The following is a 17,895-nucleotide window of genomic DNA, read 5'->3' as shown; positions in this document are numbered from 1 at the left end:
GATGGTGGGGTGAATTCTGATAACCAACCGCTGCCCGATGACCCCCAAACGGGCTTGGGCGATAAGTTTGATGAAAGCTTTGACACCAGCAAGCTGGAGGATGTATCCCCACATCCACCAGGCGATCAGGTTGACCGCTCGGTCATCGCCGGCGAGGTGATTAAGTCCGCATCCCTATGGGCCGTTCGGCTGCTCATCATCTGCGTTTTCCTCTACGCCCTCTACCGTTTGCTGGGCAACTTCTGGCAGGGGCTTTTGCCGGTACTTTTGGCCCTTATTATTTGCACCGTTCTGGCACCAGTAGCGAAGAAACTGCGCGATATTGGCCTTCCCGCTGCGTTGGCGGCCGCCGTAACCATATTGGTTTCCTTCACGGCTGTCGGCGGCCTCATCGCGTTTGTTGCCCCAGATTTCATGCGGCAATCCCGTTCACTGTATTTGCAGACGGTCTCCGGCATCCAAAGCCTGCAACTCTGGGCCCAGGGCCCACCGCTTAACCTCGATAGCGATGACATGAGTAGCTACATTGACGAGGCGGCGTCCTGGCTGCAGCAACGTGCCGGCGCCATCGCAGGCTCGGTCTTTACCGGCATCGGCACGGCCACATCAATCCTGGTCACCCTCTTTATTGTGCTGGTGCTGACCTTCTTCTTCCTGAAGGACGGCACTAAGTTCCTTCCCTGGCTGCGCGATGCCACGGGCAAGCGCGCCGGCTGGCACCTTACTGAGCTACTTACCCGCGCGTGGGCGACACTGGGCGGCTTCATTCGCGCGCAGGCAGTTGTCTCGCTTGTCGACGCCGTCTTTATCGGCGTCGGCCTCGCCCTTATCGGCGTTCCGCTGGCCATGGCTTTGGCGATCATCACCTTTATCGCGGGTTTTATCCCCTTCGTCGGCGCGATCGTGGCCGGCGCCCTCTCCGTCACCATCGCGTTGGTCTCCCTTGGCGTAACCAAGGCTCTGCTCGTCCTCGGCCTGGTGTTGCTGGTCCAGCAGTTGGAAGGCAATGTTCTCTCGCCTTGGCTGCAGTCCAAGGCTATGGACCTGCACCCGGTTATCGTCCTAGTTTCCGTAACGGTAGGCTCAGCTCTCTTTGGCCTGATAGGTGGCTTCCTCGCGGTTCCGACGGCCGCTATGTTTGCGGTGGCCTACCGCTACGGCCAAGACATGATGAAGCTGCAGTCGGGTGAAAAGTCCGCCGCGGATCTGGACTTTTCTACCGTTGCTGGTTATCTCATCGGCCGTTACACCGAAGACCAAGGGCGTTATAAGCGCGAAGCATGGCTCAAGATGCCGGACTATGCAGCCCCAGAAGGCGCGTTTGCCGACGTCTCTGCGGACGGCGATTCCTATTCCCTCGACGCCGCCCTCAACGTGGAGTCCACTCCCAAAGAACATGAAAAGCCCGGCATGCGCGCAAACCTGCGCCGCGCCCGCGACGCCTTCGAAGGCCTTTTGAACGGAGATTCGAAAAAATAGTGGGCCGTGTCGGCAACGCGTGCCATGCTGGAAGCCATGACTTCCACTTTGCCCGTGCTGCTACTTTTTATCGGCCTCATCCTCGGCGCGGTAATGGGCTGGTTAGCCCATTCTTACTCCGCTACGCGCTCCGCGCCGAGCGCCGAGCACCGCGCGCTGCAAGACTCGCAGCGCCGCCAAGCCGAACTCCAACCGCTAGAAAAGGCCATGGACCGCTTGGGATTTCAGCTCCAAGAAATTGAGGAAGACCGCACCGCGCTGCTCGCCTCCCTCTCCAGCCAGGTGCAGGCGGTGACCCGCACCTCTTCCCGCCTGACCGAACGCACCGACAAACTAGTGACCGCTTTGCGCTCACCCAATGTGCGTGGCCGTTGGGGCGAGGTGCAATTGGAGCGCGTGGTTGAGCTCGGCGGTATGACCAAACATGTGGACTTTGATTGCCAGGTCTCCGCCCCATTGGGCGGGCGCATCGTACGCCCTGACATGCTCATCCATTTGGCCGGTGGCCGCCACATCATCGTCGATGCCAAGGTTCCTTTTACCTCTTACCTTGACGCCCTGGAAACCGATGACCCGGAAGAGCACGCCGGCTTCCTCCGCCGCCACGCGCATTTAATGCGCGGCCACGTCCAAGCACTATCGCAGAAGGACTATATTGAGGCGTTTCAACCAACGCCCGAGTTCGTTATCCTCTTTGTTCCCGCAGACCCCTTCCTTGATGCCGCATTATCGGTAGACCCGGAACTTATCGAGTACGCCTTTGAACGCAATGTAGTGATCGCCACCCCCAGCTCGCTTTTTGCCCTCCTGCGCACGGTGGCCATGGGGTGGCACCAGGAAGACATTTCCACCAAGGCTAAGGAGGTCCAGCGCTTGGGGCGCGAACTGTATACACGCCTGAATACGCTTTCTGATCACTACGGCAAGGTGGGCCATAACCTGGAGAAAGCAGTCGAGGCTTATAACGCCACGCTTTCCTCGCTCGATTCCCGCGTGGGCGTCACCGCCCGCAAACTGCATGAGATGGATATCCCGGGCCGCACGGATCGCACCCCGCGGGAGCCCTTGCCTATTGATACCTGGCCGCGCGGGAATTCGGAACTATAAATCCGCCGCTTTCGTGCGTGGAAATAGCCATGGGCCGGCGGCAACCGGTAGGATCTTCCGACGTGTCACAAGCCAAGCAAAGAAAGTCCTCCGCCGCCCAAAGCTCCGGCCTCCCCAGCATCTCGCTGGGCAAGGGTCTTGGGCTGCTCGCGGCAATCTTGCTCACGGGCGCGTTGATTTCCATCCTCATGGGTACCATCGGGTGGGCTTACCTCGCGTTCCTCGTCATCGGCTCACTGCTGGTGGCGCTCATCGTAGAAGAACGGGGGCTCTTCCTCACCGTGGCTTCTATCCCCATTGTGTATGCCATAACGGTGGTCCTGGCCGGTTTCTTTATCACCAAGGCCAACTTGCCAGAGGGCGCATCGGCGTTTTCCAAGACGGCGATCGTCACCGCGGCTTTCCCCCTTGTCCAGAGGTTCCTGTGGCTCCTCATTGCCCTGGTGGGCGCGGCAATCATCGCCTGGCTGCGCTGGGCACGCTACCGCAAGACGGCCAAGCGCACCGCCGAAATGGAAACCGCTTCCCGCCGAGCCGACGCCGACCAAGACCGACGCAACCGCGAGGAGCGCCTATCGGTTGCAGACTTGATGGCGCGCGATAAACCGGCAAAGAACTCCAAGCAGTCTCAAGTCGCTCCGCAGCGCGCCCGCGCCTCGCACACGTTGAAGAAATCACGCCCCGCGCCCAAGGATCGCCTACGTGGTCGCGACCGTGAAGAGCGTCGCCGAATACAACAAGAGGAACGCAACAATCCACTGCGCCCGGATCCTGCCCGGCGCGCTGGCGATTCGGTTCCGGCGTCTCAGAAAGAGAAGGAACAGCCCAAGCAAGGTTGGGACGATAACCTCTACGACGAGGATTAAAGCACAAAGAAAGGCCCGTTTCCGGGCCTTTCTTTAGTTTTAACTGCCGTATAGGCCAAGGCTACTTAGGTGCGTGCTGGGCGCAGGTCGCGCGGTAGGGCGAAGGTAATCGTCTCGGTAGAAGTCGTTACCTGCTCTACGTCGCTATAACCACGCTCGTCCAGGAACTCCAGTACTTCGCGTACCAGCAACTCAGGTACCGAAGCACCACACGTTACGCCGACCGTCTGGACGCCTTCCAGCCAGGCTTCGTCGATTTCCTTGGCAAAATCCACGAGGTGGGAAGTTTTGGCGCCTGCCTCGAGCGCCACCTCAACCAAGCGCACCGAGTTGGAGGAGTTCTTAGAGCCCACCACAATCATCAGATCGCACTGTGGGGCGATGGCTTTGACGGATTCTTGGCGGTTTTGGGTGGCGTAGCAAATATCGTCTGAAGGCGGGTTCTCCAGGTGCGGGAAGCGCTCGCGCAGCTTATTGACGATGGTGATGGTCTCATCCACCGATAGCGTGGTCTGGGACAGCCAAATAAGCTTCTCATCCTGCAGGAACTCTGGCAGCTTGGCGACGCCCTCGACGCCATCCACGAGGTGGGTGACCTCAGGAGCTTCGCCGGCGGTGCCTTCCACTTCTTCGTGGCCTTCGTGGCCAACCAAGAGGATGTGGTAGCCATCGCGCTGGAAGCGCTGGGCTTCCTTGTGCACCTTGGTTACCAATGGGCAGGTGGCGTCCAAAGTAAGCTGCTTGCGCTGCGTTGCCTCTGCGCGCACGGCTGGGGAAATGCCGTGGGCGGAGAAGACTAGGTGGGCACCTTCTGGAGCCTCAGAGGCCTCGTCGACGAAGATGACGCCGCGTTCTGCCAGAGACTCTACGACGTAACGGTTGTGCACGATTTGTTTGCGTACATAAATGGGCGCGCCGTACTTTTCCAGCGCCTTTTCTACGGTCTCGACCGCGCGGTCCACGCCCGCGCAGTATCCGCGCGGGGCCGCGAGAAGTACATTTTTACCATCAGTCATGGCTCCCAGAGTATCGAAACACTACGCAAAACAATAGCGGGGCCTAACGTCACCTTTCTGGCCACCCCGAGCGGGACAATCAACTGCGCTGGCCCCTAAACTAGACGGAAGAACACGGCAGACTGAAGAAAGGGAGGCTGTGTGAATCAACCGGCAAATACACCGGATACTCCCTGGCCCGTTGGCAAGGTCAATGACCAAGTCAAGGGCTGGATCGAGCGCCTGGGTTACCTGTGGGTAGAGGGTCAGTTGACCCAAATCAACTTCAAGCCCACCTGGAAGCTGTCCTACCTCACGCTGCGTGACGTACAGCAGGAAAAGTCCGTGCAGTTAACCTGCCCATCATCGATGCTGCAGTCATTGTCAGCACCGCTGAAGGACGGCGACCGCGTCATTGTCCACGGTAAGCCTGCCTTTTACGCTGGACGCGGATCCTTTTCGCTATGGACCACCGAAATTCGCCATGTGGGCATTGGCGATCTGCTTGCTCGCATTGAAAAGCTGCGCCAACAGCTATCTGCTGAAGGCCTTTTCGATCCCGCACGCAAGCGACCGCTCCCCTACCTGCCACACAAAATTGGGCTGATTACCGGCCGTGGTTCTGCTGCAGAGCGGGATGTGATGGCGGTAGCCCATGACCGCTGGCCAGCAGTGCAGTTCCGCGTCCTCAATACTGCGGTTCAGGGTGCGAATACGGTACCTGAGGTTATCGATGCGCTCCAGCAACTTGATGCGGATCCTGAAGTCGACGTCATCATCATCGCCCGTGGCGGCGGCTCCGTGGAAGATCTGCTGCCCTTCTCGGAAGAAGCACTGCAACGCGCAGTAGCTGCGGCAGGCACCCCAGTAGTCTCTGCCATTGGTCACGAGCCGGATAGCCCAGTGCTCGATAACGTCGCCGACCTGCGCGCTGCTACGCCTACCGACGCCGCAAAGCGCGTCGTACCCTCTGTGGCAGAGGAGCGCGCCATCGTCGCAGAGGCTCGCTCTCGCATGGCGGCCGCGCTGCGCGGCTGGGTGGAAAGGGAACGGCGCGGCCTCGACAACATTCGTTCCCGGCCTGTCATGGCAGACCCGATGACCCCTATCCGTGCGCGCCGCGAAGAGGTGGAGCGTACCCGCGCTACCATGCGGCGAGAAATTGAAATCATGGTGGAGCGAGAAACCCGCCACGTGGAATCGCTGCGCGCCCGCGTATCAGCATTGGGACCGTCGGCGACTCTCGCCCGCGGGTACTCCATTGTCCAGGTAGTACCCAAGGACGGTTCCGGGCCCGAGGTCGTCACCTCTTATAAGCAATCCCCGCCTGGCGCTCAACTGCGCATTCGGGTGGGCGATGGATCTATTACCGCAGTTTCTATGGCCTCCCAGGCCGCCGATTAATCACGAGACGAGGAGAAAATCATGTCCGATGACACCATTGGTACCGGCCAGCCAGGCCAGGATGCTTTTACCCCAGTAGAAGAATTGAGCTATGAGCAAGCTCGCGATGAGCTCATTGAAACCGTCAAGATTCTCGAGCTTGGGCAGATGGGCTTGGATGAGTCGCTAAAGTATTGGGAGCGCGGCGAGGCCCTTGCCCGTGCGTGCGAGGCGCACCTCGACGGCGCGGCGAAGCGTGTGGAAGACGCGCTCGATAAGGCCGAGGACGCAGACGCTGAAGGAGACGAGTAGTGCAGATTTATGGGTATCCAGGCGAGCGCGTGGACTTTGTATCGAAATCCGCGGCCGCCGGTTCCATCATGGCGGGAGATTCCCGAGAATTCGTAGAAGAATTCTTCGGTCCTGCACACACCCGCGACGATAATGAGGTGAGCTACTTCTCCCAATCCGTGGTGCTGCGCTTTACGGACGACAAAGTACGCGAGATTGCCATTTATCCGCAGCGCTCGCAGCGTGAGCACATCGATGTCTTTGCAGGAAAAACACGCCTCAGCGGCCTGGATTCGCAGGCCCTAGCTGAAGTTATTGCCCAGTCCGGCGACGGTCTTAGCGCCACCGCCGCGGAAGAAGGCTTAGGCGAGGTTATTTTCCGGCTATAGGTGCGGCGTCGATAAACGCAGCGGTAGCCGCCTCAAAGTCACTGTCGTTCGCGGCGCCGGAGATGATGAGGCGGGCATCGCCCAAATCCGTAACCCACAGGCGGCGCACGGAATCATCGTCGCTTTCTAGCACCCGCACTTGGTGCCCCTTGACCTCGCGGGCGGATTCAATGCCGCGGTAGTTGGCGTCGTAGGCCTCGCCCGCTTTATCGGCCGCGACCTGCGTCTGCGTAGATTCCACAAACCCTTGGTCAGCGGTCACCCAGCTGACCACGGTGGCGTTCTCGCCGCCCATATCTACGCGGCGGGCAGCATTGGCCTCCCAGCCCTCTGGCATTTCGGGATTGCGAATTGCACCGACCCCTGCGCGGGCTTGGGTGTCTAGGAAGGTTTGTTCATCCACTTCCTGCACCGCGCCCTGCTGGGTTTCGGAGTTAATTGAGCACAGGCCGGTCGCTCCCACGGCGAGCAGCATCATAATCACCACGACTGCGAGGGACAGGGAGATGTCCTTCGCGCCTTCAAAAATCTTTGGTCTTTCTTCTGCAGCCACGCGCCTTAGTATCGCACGGCCTGCTTTCAAAAAGCCACACGGCCCCTTTTGCCCCGAAAGATCTGTCAATCCCCCACAAATGGGGCGCAAAATCGAACCCATTAGAGCAAAAAAGTGCGAGAATGGAAAGGTAGAGCATCAAGGGGAACACCCCTCGATGAGAAAACTATGGAAGGCAACCACTACACATGTCCGAAAATACGTCTTATCTTCCTGACCGCAACCTGGCAATGGAACTGGTTCGTGTCACCGAGGCAGCAGCACTCGCTTCCGGCCGTTGGGTAGGCCGCGGCCAGAAGAATGAGGGCGATGGCGCGGCGGTCGACGCCATGCGCAAGCTCATCAATTCCGTAGCGATGAACGGCGTCGTTGTCATTGGTGAGGGCGAAAAGGATGAGGCCCCCATGCTCTTTAACGGCGAAGAGGTAGGCACCGGCGAGGGTGCCGCCATGGATATCGCCGTAGACCCGGTCGACGGTACCCGTTTGATGGCAGAAGGCCGTCCCAACGCTATCTCCGTCATTGCGGCTGCCGAACGCGGGACCATGTATGACCCTTCCGCAGTCTTCTACATGGAAAAAATTGCCGTTGGCCCCGAGGCAGTTGGCGCTATCGACATCAACGAGTCCGTGGAATGGAATATCCAGTCCGTGGCAAAGGCAAAGAATATTCGCCCCTCCGATCTGACCGTGGTGGTCCTTGACCGTCCTCGTCACGAACAGCTCATCTCTGAAATTCGCGCCGCAGGCGCCAAGGTGCGCCTCATCATGGATGGTGACGTAGCCGGCGCCATCGCCACCTGCCAGGATTCGAACTCCATCGACATGATGATGGGCATCGGCGGCACCCCGGAGGGCATCATCACCGCCTGCGCGATGCGCTGCATGGGCGGCGAGATCCAGGGCAAGCTGTGGCCGAAGGATGAAGAGGAAGCAGAAAAGGCCCGCGCCGCCGGCCATGATTTGGACCGCGTCCTCAAGACCAATGATCTAGTCTCCTCTGAAAACTGCTACTTCGCCGCCACCGGCGTGACCAATGGTGACATGCTGCGCGGCGTTTCCTACCGCAATTCCGGCGCTACTACCCGCTCGTTGGTCATGCGCTCCAAGTCCGGCACCATCCGCTATATCGACTCCATCCACAAGCTGTCCAAGCTGCAGGAGTATTCCGTCGTGGACTACGACACGCCAACCAAGAAGTAGGGTTCACCCCCGAAGGCGGCCCTTCTTTTGGTTCTCCGCCATACTGGAAAGCACACACTACCCAATTAACTGAGGTGATCTTCACATGACTGAATACCGCATCGAACATGACACCATGGGCGAAGTTAAGGTTCCTGCAGATGCCCTGTGGCGTGCACAGACCCAGCGCGCAGTGGACAACTTCCCTATCTCTGGCCGTGGCCTGGAAAATGCGCAGATTCGCGCCCTTGGCCTGCTTAAGGCAGCCTGCGCCCAGGTAAATAAGGATTCCGGCAAGCTGGACGCGGACAAGGCCGATGCCATCATTGCTGCCGCCACCGAAATCGCCGAGGGCAAGCATAACGACGCCTTCCCAATCGACGTATTCCAGACCGGTTCCGGTACCTCGTCCAATATGAATACCAATGAGGTTATTGCCTCCTTGGCGCATAACAATGGCGTGGAAATTCACCCAAATGACCACGTGAATATGGGCCAGTCCTCTAATGACACCTTCCCCACCGCCACGCACGTAGCTGCTACGGAAGCTGCCGTCAATGACCTCATCCCGGGCCTGAAGGTCCTCCACGAATCCTTGACCAAGAAAGCCAAGGAATTCGCCGACGTGGTCAAGGCCGGCCGCACCCACCTGATGGATGCCACCCCGGTTACCCTGGGCCAGGAATTCGGCGGCTACGCCCGCCAGATCGAGCTGGGCATCGAACGCATTGAGGCCACCCTGCCGCGCTTGGGTGAGCTGGCCATCGGCGGCACCGCCACAGGTACCGGCCTGAATACCTCCGCTGACTTCGGCGCGAAGGTCACCGAGGAGCTAAAGAAGCTCACCGGCGTGAAGGAACTGAAGGAAGCAGAAAACCACTTCGAGGCACAGGCTGCCCGCGATGGCTTGGTGGAATTCTCCGGCGCCATGCGCTCGATTGCTGTATCCCTCAATAAGATTGCCAATGACCTGCGCATGATGGGCTCCGGCCCGTTGACCGGCCTGGCCGAGATTCACCTGCAGGACCTGCAGCCGGGTTCCTCCATCATGCCGGGTAAGGTCAACCCGGTTATCCCAGAGGCCGTCACCATGGTGGCGGGCCAGGTGGTTGGCAACGACGCAGCCGTAGCCTTCGGCGGTGCTCAGGGCCACTTCGAGCTCAACGTCTTCATCCCGATGATGGCGCGCAACGTACTCGAGTCCGCTCGCCTGCTGGCTAATGCTTCCCGCGTCTTCGCCGATAAGTGCATCGATCACATCGAGGCCAACGAGGAGCGCATGAAGCACTTTGCGGAGTCGTCCACCTCCATCGTGACCCCGCTCAACTCTGCCATCGGCTACGAGAACGCAGCCAAGGCGGCAAAGCACGCCCTGCACGAGAAGATCACCGTCCGCCAGGCCGTTATTGACTTGGGCTTCGTCGACGGCGAAAACCTCACCGAGGAGGAGCTGGATAAGCGCCTCAACGTGTTGAGCATGACTAACCGCGACCGCGATAACTTCTAAGTAGTCGCCGCACCGCTTCCCCGCCCGGGCAGGACTCGGGCGGGGTTTCGCATGCCTGGGGTAAGGGGGGCGTCGGCAAGCGCTATGGCATAGCACACATTAGGGGAAACGCACCTCTAAAATCACCACTTTTGCACTTGGTGCAAGTTTGCACCGAGTGTAAAGTTGCATGGCGTGCAAGAAGAATTATCCCTACGCGAGCAGAAGCGCCTCGAGACGCGCCTGCGCATTGAGGATGCCGCCACAAAGCTGGTGGATGAACAATCCTTTAGCGCGGTCACGATTGAGAGGATTTGCGAAGTAGCCGGTATTTCTCGGCGCACCTTCTTCAATTATTTCGACTCCAAAGAATCCGCCGTACTAGGTGCTCCAAGCACCGAGTTTACGGAGGAGATGCGGGAGTTCTTCCTCACTGAGCCAACAACCAGCATGGTAGGACTCGTCCTCCAGTTGGTCAGGCAACACATGGAAAGCCACCACATCAACCCGACCATCCGGGACCGCCGCAAACGCATCTCGAATGATCCGGATGCGGCCGCGGCGGCAATAAGCCGGAAGCGGGCAAAATCCATTGAGCTTATCGATCTCATTGAAGAACGCCTCACCACAGAACCGGAGCTTCGCGTCCTCGATAACTGCCCCGCAAGTACCGAGGCGATGCTCATCGCCGGCCTCGTCCGCGAGGCACTTTGGCTCGCGATGGCATCCCCCGATGCGGATTGCAGCAAGGACCTCCACGCGCGACTCGATACCTCCCTCACGCTAATAACAGATTTTATGAAAGGAATGCGATGGTAGATACGGCTACTAAGGCCCCCTCGCAGGGCCAATCCCGAGCCGATAACCTCGGGCTTATCTTCTCGGCTTTGATGCTCACCATGCTGATGAGCTCTTTGGGCCAAATGATCTTCTCTTCTGCTCTTCCAACCATCGTTGGTGAGCTTGGCGGCGTCGACCACATGAGCTGGGTCATCTCCGCCTTCCTTGTCACCATGACCATCGCCATGCCTATTTCCGGCAAGCTGGGTGACATGCTGGGCCGCAAGTGGCTCTACATAGGCGGTATCGCCACCTTCGTCGTGGGCTCCACCCTCGGCGGCTTTGCAGATTCCATGACGCTGCTGATCATCGCCCGCGCTGTGCAAGGCTTTGGCGCAGGTTTCATGATGATTTCCTCCCAGTCCATCATCGCCGAGGTCACCTCCTCCCGTGAGCGCGGCAAGTTCATGGGCATCATGGGCGGTGTCTTTGGCCTGTCCTCGGTTCTCGGCCCCGTCCTCGGCGGCTGGTTCACCGACGGCCCAGGCTGGCGCTGGGGCATGTGGATGAACATTCCGCTGGGTATCCTCGCCATCATCGTGTGCACCCTAGTGCTGCACCTGCGCGTGGGCGATGCCGATATGAAGCGCTTTGACTGGCTTGGCGCCACCTTCATCGCCATCACCACCGCTTCCCTTATCCTCATGACCACCTGGGGCGGCACCGAGTACGAGTGGGGCTCCTCCATGATCCTCACCCTGGGTGCCATCACCATCATCGGCGCCATTATCACCGTCCTAGTAGAGCTGCGCGCCAAGGAACCGCTCATCCCGGTTCGCCTATTCAAGAACCGCAACATGGCCCTGACCACCCTCTCCGGCGTGGTACTTGGCCTGGCAATGTTCGGTGTTCTGGGTTACATGCCAACCTACCTGCAGATGGTGCACACCCTGACCCCAACCAAGGCGGGTCTCATGATGATTCCGATGATGGTGGGCCTTATCGGCACCTCCACCGGCGTGGGCTTCATTATCGCCCGTACCGGCCATTACAAGGTCTACCCCATCATCGGTCTGGCGATTACTGCCGGTGCCCTATTCTGGATGTCCCACCTCTCCGTGGAGACTTCTCTAACGCAGCTGGGCTGCGAATTCCTCGTCTTCGGCATCGGTCTGGGCATGGTTATCCAGGTCCTCGTGCTCATCGTCCAGAACTCCTTCCCCCTGTCCCAGGTGGGTACGGCTACCGCGGCGAATAACTTCTTCCGCCAGATCGGTTCCGCACTGGGTGCGTCCCTGGTTGGCTCCATGTTCATCCACAATATGAAGGATGAGATGGCCACCCGCATGCCTGAAGCTTTCCAGCAGATGGGACCGGAGGGTGCCGCCTACGCGGAGAAGTTTGGCGATGCCAATGGCGGTGCCAATAGCCTCACCCCGGATTTGGTTGCCTCCTTCCCTCAGCCCATCGAGGAAGCAATCCTCAACTCCTATAATGATGGCCTGACCCCGGTCATCGCCCTGATGGTTCCGCTGGTTATCGTCGCCCTCATCCTCCTCCTGCCACTGCGCGAGGAGCGTTTGAAGGAAACGATTGACTAGTGTCACTTTCACCTGCAGAAGTACAGGCCACAAGCCGAGAGCTGCACGCCTTGCGCGATGCACTCCCGCTTGCCGACACCCCCATTGAATCCGCCCTCGGCTATGCCCCCGGCGGCCTTCACGCGGCGTTGGAAATCCAGTCCGGTCCCATCGAGGCGTGGCGCAAGCCCGCGCGCACTGTACCCCGATCCCGCGCTTTAGCCGCTTGAGCGAGGAAATGCGCTCACAAGCTCAGCGTTGGTTTGGCACCTGGGACGTTCCTGCAGTGTAGCGTTTCCCTCGTTCTAAGGCCTCAGCAAAAAGCCCCTGCCATCGTTACCACGAGTGTGGTTCGAGCAGGGGCTTGTATGCGCTGGGGAAGCTACCGCTTCTTTTCCTCCGGCTTGGGCAAAAGCAGCTCATATACGTCGGTATCGCGCCACTGGCCCGCAAGCTCGCCGTAGGTCATCTTCGCCATATGCGAGTAGGTGCCTACTTTCACGAAGCCACGCGACTTGTGCAGCCCCGCAGAACCTGCATTTTCAGGGAAAATCCATGAGTGGATGGCCCACTTGTGCAGGTCCTGGCACACCTCGATCAGGCGGTCTAGAAGTGCGCCGCCAATGCCGCGTCCTTGTGCCTCGGCTCCTAGGTAGATGGAGTCCTCCACCACTCCGTGGAAGACGGTGCGGGTAGATACCGGTGCCGCGGAAACCCACCCTAAGACCTTAGAATCATCATCTGCTTCAACGGCCACATGCACCGAAGGCATGATCTTGCCAGCCTTGAATTCTTCAAAGGTCAGGGATCGGGTCTCATAGGTAGCGTGCCCAGTATTGAGCCCCTGTTCATAGATCTCTCGCATCTGCGGGTAGTCCGCCGCGGTAAAGGGGCGGATGCGGAAATCTTTCTTCTTGTCGTCCGAAGACGTCTGCTTAGCGTTCTCGCTCATATACAACATTATTACTGGGCTAGGCCCAGCTTCGCCACGCTGTACACATAAAGATCGCCAAACGCGAACGAAATCGAACTAGTTGCCGCCTTCCAACAGGTCAGTGACGAGCTCCGCAATGGCAGAGCGCTCAGAACGCTGCAGCGTAATATGCGCAAAAAGCTCATGTCCCTTGAGCTTTTCAATCACTGCTTGGACTCCGTCGTGCCGGCCCACACGAAGGTTATCGCGCTGCGCCACATCGTGAGTAAGAACTACTCGCGAGCCCTTCCCCAACCGAGAAAGCACGGTAAGCAAGACGTTTCGCTCCAAGGACTGCGCCTCATCCACGATGACAAAAGCATCATGCAGCGAACGACCGCGAATATGCGTCAGGGGCAAGACCTCGATGAGGCCGCGCTCGTGCACTTCTTCCATGACGTTGTCAGACACCAAGCCCTCCAAGGTGTCATAGACCGCCTGCGCCCACGGGTTCATCTTGTCCGATTCAGTGCCCGGTAAGTATCCCAGCGACTGCCCGCCAACCGCATACATCGGGCGAAAGACCACAATGCGCCGGTGCTCCCCGCGCTCGAGCACCGCCTCCAAACCGGCGCAAAGCGCAAGTGCCGACTTGCCGGTGCCGGCGCGGCCACCGATAGAGACAATTCCTACGTTTGGGTCCATCAGCAAATCCAAAGCGATACGCTGCTCCGCGGAGCGTCCCTGAAGGCCAAAGGCATTGATATCACCACGTACGAGCTCGACCACGCCATCAGCGCTCATGCGACCCAGCGCGGATTGCGCACCCGCCGCCAAGGTCAAGCCGCAGTGCACCGGCAGATCCTCCACGGCGGTACCCTTGTCAGTTTCGACGCCGTCTAGCATGACTTCCCCATCACGATAGAGGGCATCGATGACATCCGAGCTGGTTTGCACCGTCGCCAGTCCGGTATAGCCGGTCAAGACTACGTCCTGGGCGTGATACTCATCCGCTTGCACGCCTACCGCACCGGCCTTTACACGCAGCGGCACGTCCTTCGTGACCAGCACGGTGTCCTTCCCTTCGTGCGCAAGGTTGAGAGCGCACGCCAAGATGCGGTGGTCGCCTTCTGGCCCGCGGAACGCGGTAGGCAGCAAGGATTGGTCTTGATGGTTCAATTCCACGCGCAGGGTGCCGCCATCCACGTTGACGGGAACCGGCTGGTCTAAGGCCTCATAGGTAGCGCGCAGCTCCTCCAAAAAGCGAAGAGCTTGGCGGGCGAACCAGCCAAGCTCCGGGTGATGACGTTTTCCTTCTAGTTCAGAAATAACTACAACGGGAAGGACCACATCGTGTTCTGCAAATTTGCGCAGGGCCCAAGGGTCAGACAGCAAGACCGAAGTATCCACTACATAGGTCTTGGTAGCGACGGTGTTAGCAGTAGCGGCAAGCGGAGTAGAAAGTACAGAGGGACGAGACATGATGGCAGGGTTCTCCCTTAGTGTGCGGTAGATCAGACTTCTTCCGAATCACCCCGAATCCCCGGGGTTGCCACCCAAAGTAGGCACCGAAGGTTGAAATTACATGGGTGCAAGATGAACATTAAGAAAACGAAAAATCCCTCCGCAGCACATGCTGCAGAGGGAGGAGCTCTAAAGGAGCTTTTTACTTCTCTACGGAAGAGGTGAACTTGCCGCTCTCGTCCTGGATCCAGGAGATTACGCCATCGTCGAACTGCTGGGTCCAGCCCTTGCCCTGAGCAGCCTTTTCCTCAGCAGCCTTAGGCAGGCCTACCTCAGAGTCCAGGCCGCCCTGCTCCTTCCAGGTTTCAGCAATCTTGCCGACGATAGGCTGAGCGCCCTCATCGTCGTCGAAGGTCAGCAGGTTGCCGTTATCGAAGTTAGCGAGGAACTCATCATCGTCACCCTGCTCGATGCTCTTTACGTCGCCCCACTCAGCCTTCTTCTCTTCAATAGCGGAAGCGAAATCAGCCGGAACGTCTACGTCACCGTTAGCGGTAGCGATGGACTTGGTAGCGCCGTCCTTGTCGTCGGCGTCATCCTTGTCGTCGGCGTCGTCGGAAGCGTCCGCATCGTCGGCGTCATCCTTGTCGTCCGCGTCATCATTGGAAGTAGCCTCAGCAGCAGCGGAGCCAGCAGCGTCGGTAGCGTCTGCTGCTACGGAGCCGGCGGAATCCTTAGCATCGTTAGCTGCGTCCTCGGCATCGGAGCACGCTACGAGAGCAACGGACAGGGTTGCGGCTGCAAAACCACCTGCGATGCGACGGGTCATCTTCTGCATTACTGCATCATCCTTTCATCAAGAAAGTAAGTTAATTCTAAATTTATTGTTAAATCGCCCTTCATGACGAACGACGCCCACCGTAACGACGACTCCCAGCTGGTGCCACCCACCCGGACAGGAAGTAGACAGCAAACAGTAAAGGGCTACTTACGTTTGCGCTGCTTAGGGGCCTTCTTTTTCTTTTGTAACGAATTGTTAACGTTTCTCCTCGCCTGCTTCGCCTTCGCCTTTTCCCTGGCGCTGCGCCTCGGCTTCTCTTGGCGGGAGGAACGCGCCGTGCGGCCCTTAGCGACGCCCACGAAGTCCTGAATTGCCTCCCCGTCATCGTCCTTGCGCCACACCAATGCAATCTCCGTCACCGGCACGGACTCGTCCTTAAGGCTCAACGGCACCACCTGCTTTTTGCTCAGGACCTTCAACAGGGGCCGCGGCGCAATCGCGATACCCACATTGGCCGCCACTACCTGCAGAGCGTCGCGGACTGCGGGGACATCGACAAGCCCGGAATCGGCGAGGCGGTAGTTGAGGTGTTCATCGGCGACGTCGGCAAGCGCAAGCTCCTCGCCCACCTCCGCATAGACTGAGTCTTTGGGAACGGCAATGCCAGGAGCCTCTTTATAAAGTCGCACCACATGAAAGGTTTCATCCACCCGCGCATCCGGCAAGCGCGCAAGGGCTAGGTCCACCTCGCCGGCTACCAGCGGGGCTAGCGCATCGTCCGCATCAACGGTGTACAAGCCACCATGAGCAGTATTTTCCTCGAATCGGCGGAACCACTTTCCAGGTTCTGTACCGGTGGCAAAAGCTAAGCGCAGCATAGAGGACAGTCTACTGAAAGTGCTACGGTAAAAGCGTGACTGAAGAACAAAAGCAACCATCCGGCACCGCCATGCGTGCCCAAACCGCGGCGAAGAAGCTAGGCATCTACCTGCCCGCCGCGCCGGACGAGTTCCAAAATAGTGCCATTAGCCACGAAGAGCTGCGCGAATTGCAGCATAACCCACCCGAGTGGCTACAAACCTTGCGCCGCGAAGGCCCCCATCCCCGCCCCGAGGTTGCCCATAAGCTGGGCATCTCTGTTACCGCGCTCAAGAAGAACGATATGGATAAGCCGCTGACCACAGCGGAAATCAATCAGCTCCTCCAAGAGCAGCCGGAATGGCTCCAGCAGGCCCGCGCCACCATGGCGCAGGCCCGTGGCCATGAGGTGAAGGACTAGACCAGCTTCCAGTCCTCGAGGCCCTCATACAGCGGGTAGTGCTGGGCAATCTTGTCCACACGAGCACGCAGGGCCTCTACATCGGCATTCTTGCCCTGCACCAGAGCAGTACCGATAATATCTGCAACCTCGGTGAAAGCTTCGGCATCGAGGCCGCGGGTTGCTAGCGCAGAAGTACCAATGCGCAGGCCGGAGGTGACCATCGGCGGACGCGGGTCATTCGGTACAGCATTGCGGTTAACGGTAATGCCTACCTCGTGCAGCAGATCCTCTGCCTGCTGTCCATCCAATTCGGAATTGCGCAGGTCTGCCAAGACCAAGTGCACATCGGTGCCGCCGGTCAGCACGTCCACGCCAGCCGCCTTGGCATCTTCTGCGGTAAGGCGCTCTGCCAGAATGCGAGCACCCTCCAAGGTGCGCTCCTGGCGCTCCTTGAATTCCTCGGTAGCGGCAATCTTCATAGCAATGGCCTTGGCAGCGACCACGTGCATCAGCGGTCCGCCCTGCTGGCCCGGGAAGACGTTGGAATTGATCTTCTTGGCATAATCCTGCTTGGCCAAAATCATGCCGGAGCGCGGACCACCCAGGGTCTTATGCACGGTGGTGGACACGATATCCGCGTGAGGCACTGGGCTCGGGTGCAGGCCAGCAGCAACGAGGCCAGCAAAGTGGGCCATATCTACCCACAGGTAAGCGCCGACCTCATCAGCAATTTCACGGAAGGCCGCGAAATCCATGGTTCGCGGGTAGGCAGACCAGCCGCCGATAATGACCTTCGGCTTTTCCTTCAGCGCCTGCTCGCGCAGCTTATCCATGTCCACACGCATGGTCTCTGGATCCACCTCGTAGGCGGCGACATCATAAAGCTTGCCAGAGAAGTTCAACTTCATGCCGTGGGTAAGGTGGCCGCCGTGAGCCAGGGACAGGCCCAAAATCTTGTCGCCAGGCTCAGCAATGGTGGAAAGCACCGCGGCGTTCGCCTGCGCACCCGAGTGCGGCTGAACGTTGGCGAATTCCGCACCAAAGAGTTCCTTAGCGCGGTTGCGGGCTAGGTCCTCCACGACGTCGACATGCTCGCAGCCGCCGTAGTAGCGGCGACCCGGGTAGCCCTCGGCGTACTTGTTAGTGAGCACGGAGCCCTGTGCCTGGAGCACGGCGCGAGGCACAAAGTTCTCAGAAGCGATCATTTCCAGGGTTTCGCGCTGGCGGGAAATCTCTCCCTGAATTGCGCCGAATACATCCGGATCGAGGTCGCGGAGGTCAGAGGTAAAAGAAGCCATAAAGGTGTGGTCCCCTTCTCAAAATCATGCGGTATGGGCTGCTGCATATCTTATCGTGCCATGCACCCTTAGGGGGCATACTTTTACC

Annotated in this window: 19 protein-coding genes; 12 read left to right on the top strand and 7 right to left on the bottom strand. The window is 59.1% G+C overall.

Features of this window, described 5'->3' with window-relative positions:
• The first annotated feature begins 9 nt into the window (after window positions 1-9).
• The 3 genes from QP965_RS02700 (at window position 10) to QP965_RS02690 (ending at window position 3,452) form a co-directional block, all read left to right on the top strand.
• On the top strand, window positions 10-1,479 hold the full coding sequence (locus QP965_RS02700; protein ID WP_284844076.1) for an AI-2E family transporter: 1,470 nt from the start codon (window positions 10-12) through the stop codon (window positions 1,477-1,479).
• A gap of 36 nt (window positions 1,480-1,515) precedes the next feature.
• Window positions 1,516-2,586: a DNA recombination protein RmuC gene (locus QP965_RS02695; RefSeq protein WP_250409696.1), complete on the top strand. Its 1,071-nt coding sequence runs from the start codon at window positions 1,516-1,518 to the stop codon at window positions 2,584-2,586.
• A gap of 62 nt (window positions 2,587-2,648) precedes the next feature.
• Entirely contained in the window at window positions 2,649-3,452 is an 804-nt protein-coding gene (locus tag QP965_RS02690) for a DUF6542 domain-containing protein (protein ID WP_284844077.1), read from the top strand.
• A gap of 65 nt (window positions 3,453-3,517) precedes the next feature.
• Here QP965_RS02690 and QP965_RS02685 read toward each other — a convergent pair whose 3' ends face one another.
• The gene (locus QP965_RS02685; RefSeq protein ID WP_239277857.1) at window positions 3,518-4,468 is read right to left on the bottom strand and encodes a 4-hydroxy-3-methylbut-2-enyl diphosphate reductase; all 951 of its coding nucleotides are present in this window, start codon (window positions 4,466-4,468) and stop codon (window positions 3,518-3,520) included.
• Between the two features lie 141 nt (window positions 4,469-4,609).
• Between QP965_RS02685 and xseA the strand changes: the two genes are divergently transcribed.
• From xseA to QP965_RS02670, 3 genes are read left to right on the top strand one after another with little or no spacing between them, the layout of a single operon-like run.
• Window positions 4,610-5,851: an exodeoxyribonuclease VII large subunit gene (gene xseA / locus QP965_RS02680; protein ID WP_284844078.1), complete on the top strand. Its 1,242-nt coding sequence runs from the start codon at window positions 4,610-4,612 to the stop codon at window positions 5,849-5,851.
• A gap of 21 nt (window positions 5,852-5,872) precedes the next feature.
• Entirely contained in the window at window positions 5,873-6,142 is a 270-nt protein-coding gene (locus QP965_RS02675) for an exodeoxyribonuclease VII small subunit (protein ID WP_005327444.1), read from the top strand.
• Entirely contained in the window at window positions 6,142-6,510 is a 369-nt protein-coding gene (locus QP965_RS02670) for a hypothetical protein (protein WP_239277854.1), read from the top strand. Before QP965_RS02675 ends, QP965_RS02670 begins: the two co-directional genes overlap by 1 nt.
• Here the strand turns inward: QP965_RS02670 and QP965_RS02665 are convergent.
• Window positions 6,494-7,063 (bottom strand): DUF4245 domain-containing protein, encoded by a 570-nt coding sequence (locus tag QP965_RS02665; RefSeq protein WP_239277853.1) that lies wholly within the window; start codon window positions 7,061-7,063, stop codon window positions 6,494-6,496. The genes QP965_RS02670 and QP965_RS02665 overlap by 17 nt on opposite strands.
• Before the next feature lie 188 nt (window positions 7,064-7,251).
• Between QP965_RS02665 and glpX the strand changes: the two genes are divergently transcribed.
• The 5 genes from glpX (at window position 7,252) to QP965_RS02640 (ending at window position 12,320) form a co-directional block, all read left to right on the top strand.
• Window positions 7,252-8,265 carry a class II fructose-bisphosphatase gene (gene glpX / locus QP965_RS02660; RefSeq protein WP_239277852.1) on the top strand — a complete coding sequence of 338 codons (1,014 nt, stop codon included), beginning with the start codon at window positions 7,252-7,254 and terminating at the stop codon, window positions 8,263-8,265.
• A gap of 85 nt (window positions 8,266-8,350) precedes the next feature.
• Window positions 8,351-9,751, top strand: a complete 1,401-nt coding sequence (locus tag QP965_RS02655; protein ID WP_284844079.1) for a class II fumarate hydratase — start codon at window positions 8,351-8,353, stop codon at window positions 9,749-9,751.
• 174 nt (window positions 9,752-9,925) lie between these two features.
• Window positions 9,926-10,549, top strand: a complete 624-nt coding sequence (locus tag QP965_RS02650; protein ID WP_284844080.1) for a TetR/AcrR family transcriptional regulator — start codon at window positions 9,926-9,928, stop codon at window positions 10,547-10,549.
• Window positions 10,543-12,111 (top strand): MDR family MFS transporter, encoded by a 1,569-nt coding sequence (locus tag QP965_RS02645; RefSeq protein WP_284844081.1) that lies wholly within the window; start codon window positions 10,543-10,545, stop codon window positions 12,109-12,111. The genes QP965_RS02650 and QP965_RS02645 overlap by 7 nt, the downstream gene beginning before the upstream one ends.
• Entirely contained in the window at window positions 12,111-12,320 is a 210-nt protein-coding gene (locus QP965_RS02640) for a hypothetical protein (protein ID WP_284844082.1), read from the top strand. Before QP965_RS02645 ends, QP965_RS02640 begins: the two co-directional genes overlap by 1 nt.
• 152 nt (window positions 12,321-12,472) lie before the next feature.
• Here QP965_RS02640 and QP965_RS02635 read toward each other — a convergent pair whose 3' ends face one another.
• From QP965_RS02635 to QP965_RS02620, 4 genes are all read right to left on the bottom strand, one after another.
• The gene (locus QP965_RS02635; RefSeq protein WP_049378460.1) at window positions 12,473-13,042 is read right to left on the bottom strand and encodes a GNAT family N-acetyltransferase; all 570 of its coding nucleotides are present in this window, start codon (window positions 13,040-13,042) and stop codon (window positions 12,473-12,475) included.
• A 78-nt stretch (window positions 13,043-13,120) separates the two neighbouring features.
• Window positions 13,121-14,485: an RNA 5'-3' helicase PhoH2 gene (gene phoH2 / locus QP965_RS02630; RefSeq protein ID WP_225747193.1), complete on the bottom strand. Its 1,365-nt coding sequence runs from the start codon at window positions 14,483-14,485 to the stop codon at window positions 13,121-13,123.
• A 184-nt stretch (window positions 14,486-14,669) separates the two neighbouring features.
• Window positions 14,670-15,305 (bottom strand): LGFP repeat-containing protein, encoded by a 636-nt coding sequence (locus QP965_RS02625; protein ID WP_239277847.1) that lies wholly within the window; start codon window positions 15,303-15,305, stop codon window positions 14,670-14,672.
• A 146-nt stretch (window positions 15,306-15,451) separates the two neighbouring features.
• Complete coding sequence (locus QP965_RS02620; protein WP_239277846.1) at window positions 15,452-16,126, bottom strand: LysR family transcriptional regulator substrate-binding protein; 675 nt, start codon at window positions 16,124-16,126, stop codon at window positions 15,452-15,454.
• Window positions 16,127-16,197: 71 nt separating this feature from the next.
• Between QP965_RS02620 and QP965_RS02615 the strand changes: the two genes are divergently transcribed.
• Window positions 16,198-16,527, top strand: coding sequence for a DUF5997 family protein (locus QP965_RS02615; RefSeq protein ID WP_023021891.1), 330 nt, complete (start codon window positions 16,198-16,200; stop codon window positions 16,525-16,527).
• On the opposite strand, the gene glyA is transcribed toward QP965_RS02615, so the two are convergent.
• Window positions 16,524-17,807 (bottom strand): serine hydroxymethyltransferase, encoded by a 1,284-nt coding sequence (glyA, locus tag QP965_RS02610; RefSeq protein ID WP_236882514.1) that lies wholly within the window; start codon window positions 17,805-17,807, stop codon window positions 16,524-16,526. The two genes, QP965_RS02615 and glyA, sit on opposite strands and share 4 nt — an antisense overlap.
• Between the last annotated feature and the right edge of the window lie 88 nt (window positions 17,808-17,895).

This window comes from Corynebacterium sp. MSK074, from assembly GCF_030229735.1.
Lineage (GTDB): Bacteria > Actinomycetota > Actinomycetes > Mycobacteriales > Mycobacteriaceae > Corynebacterium.
The sequence above is the reverse complement of the archived record's forward strand: the minus strand, read 5'-3'. Positions and strand labels throughout refer to the sequence as shown.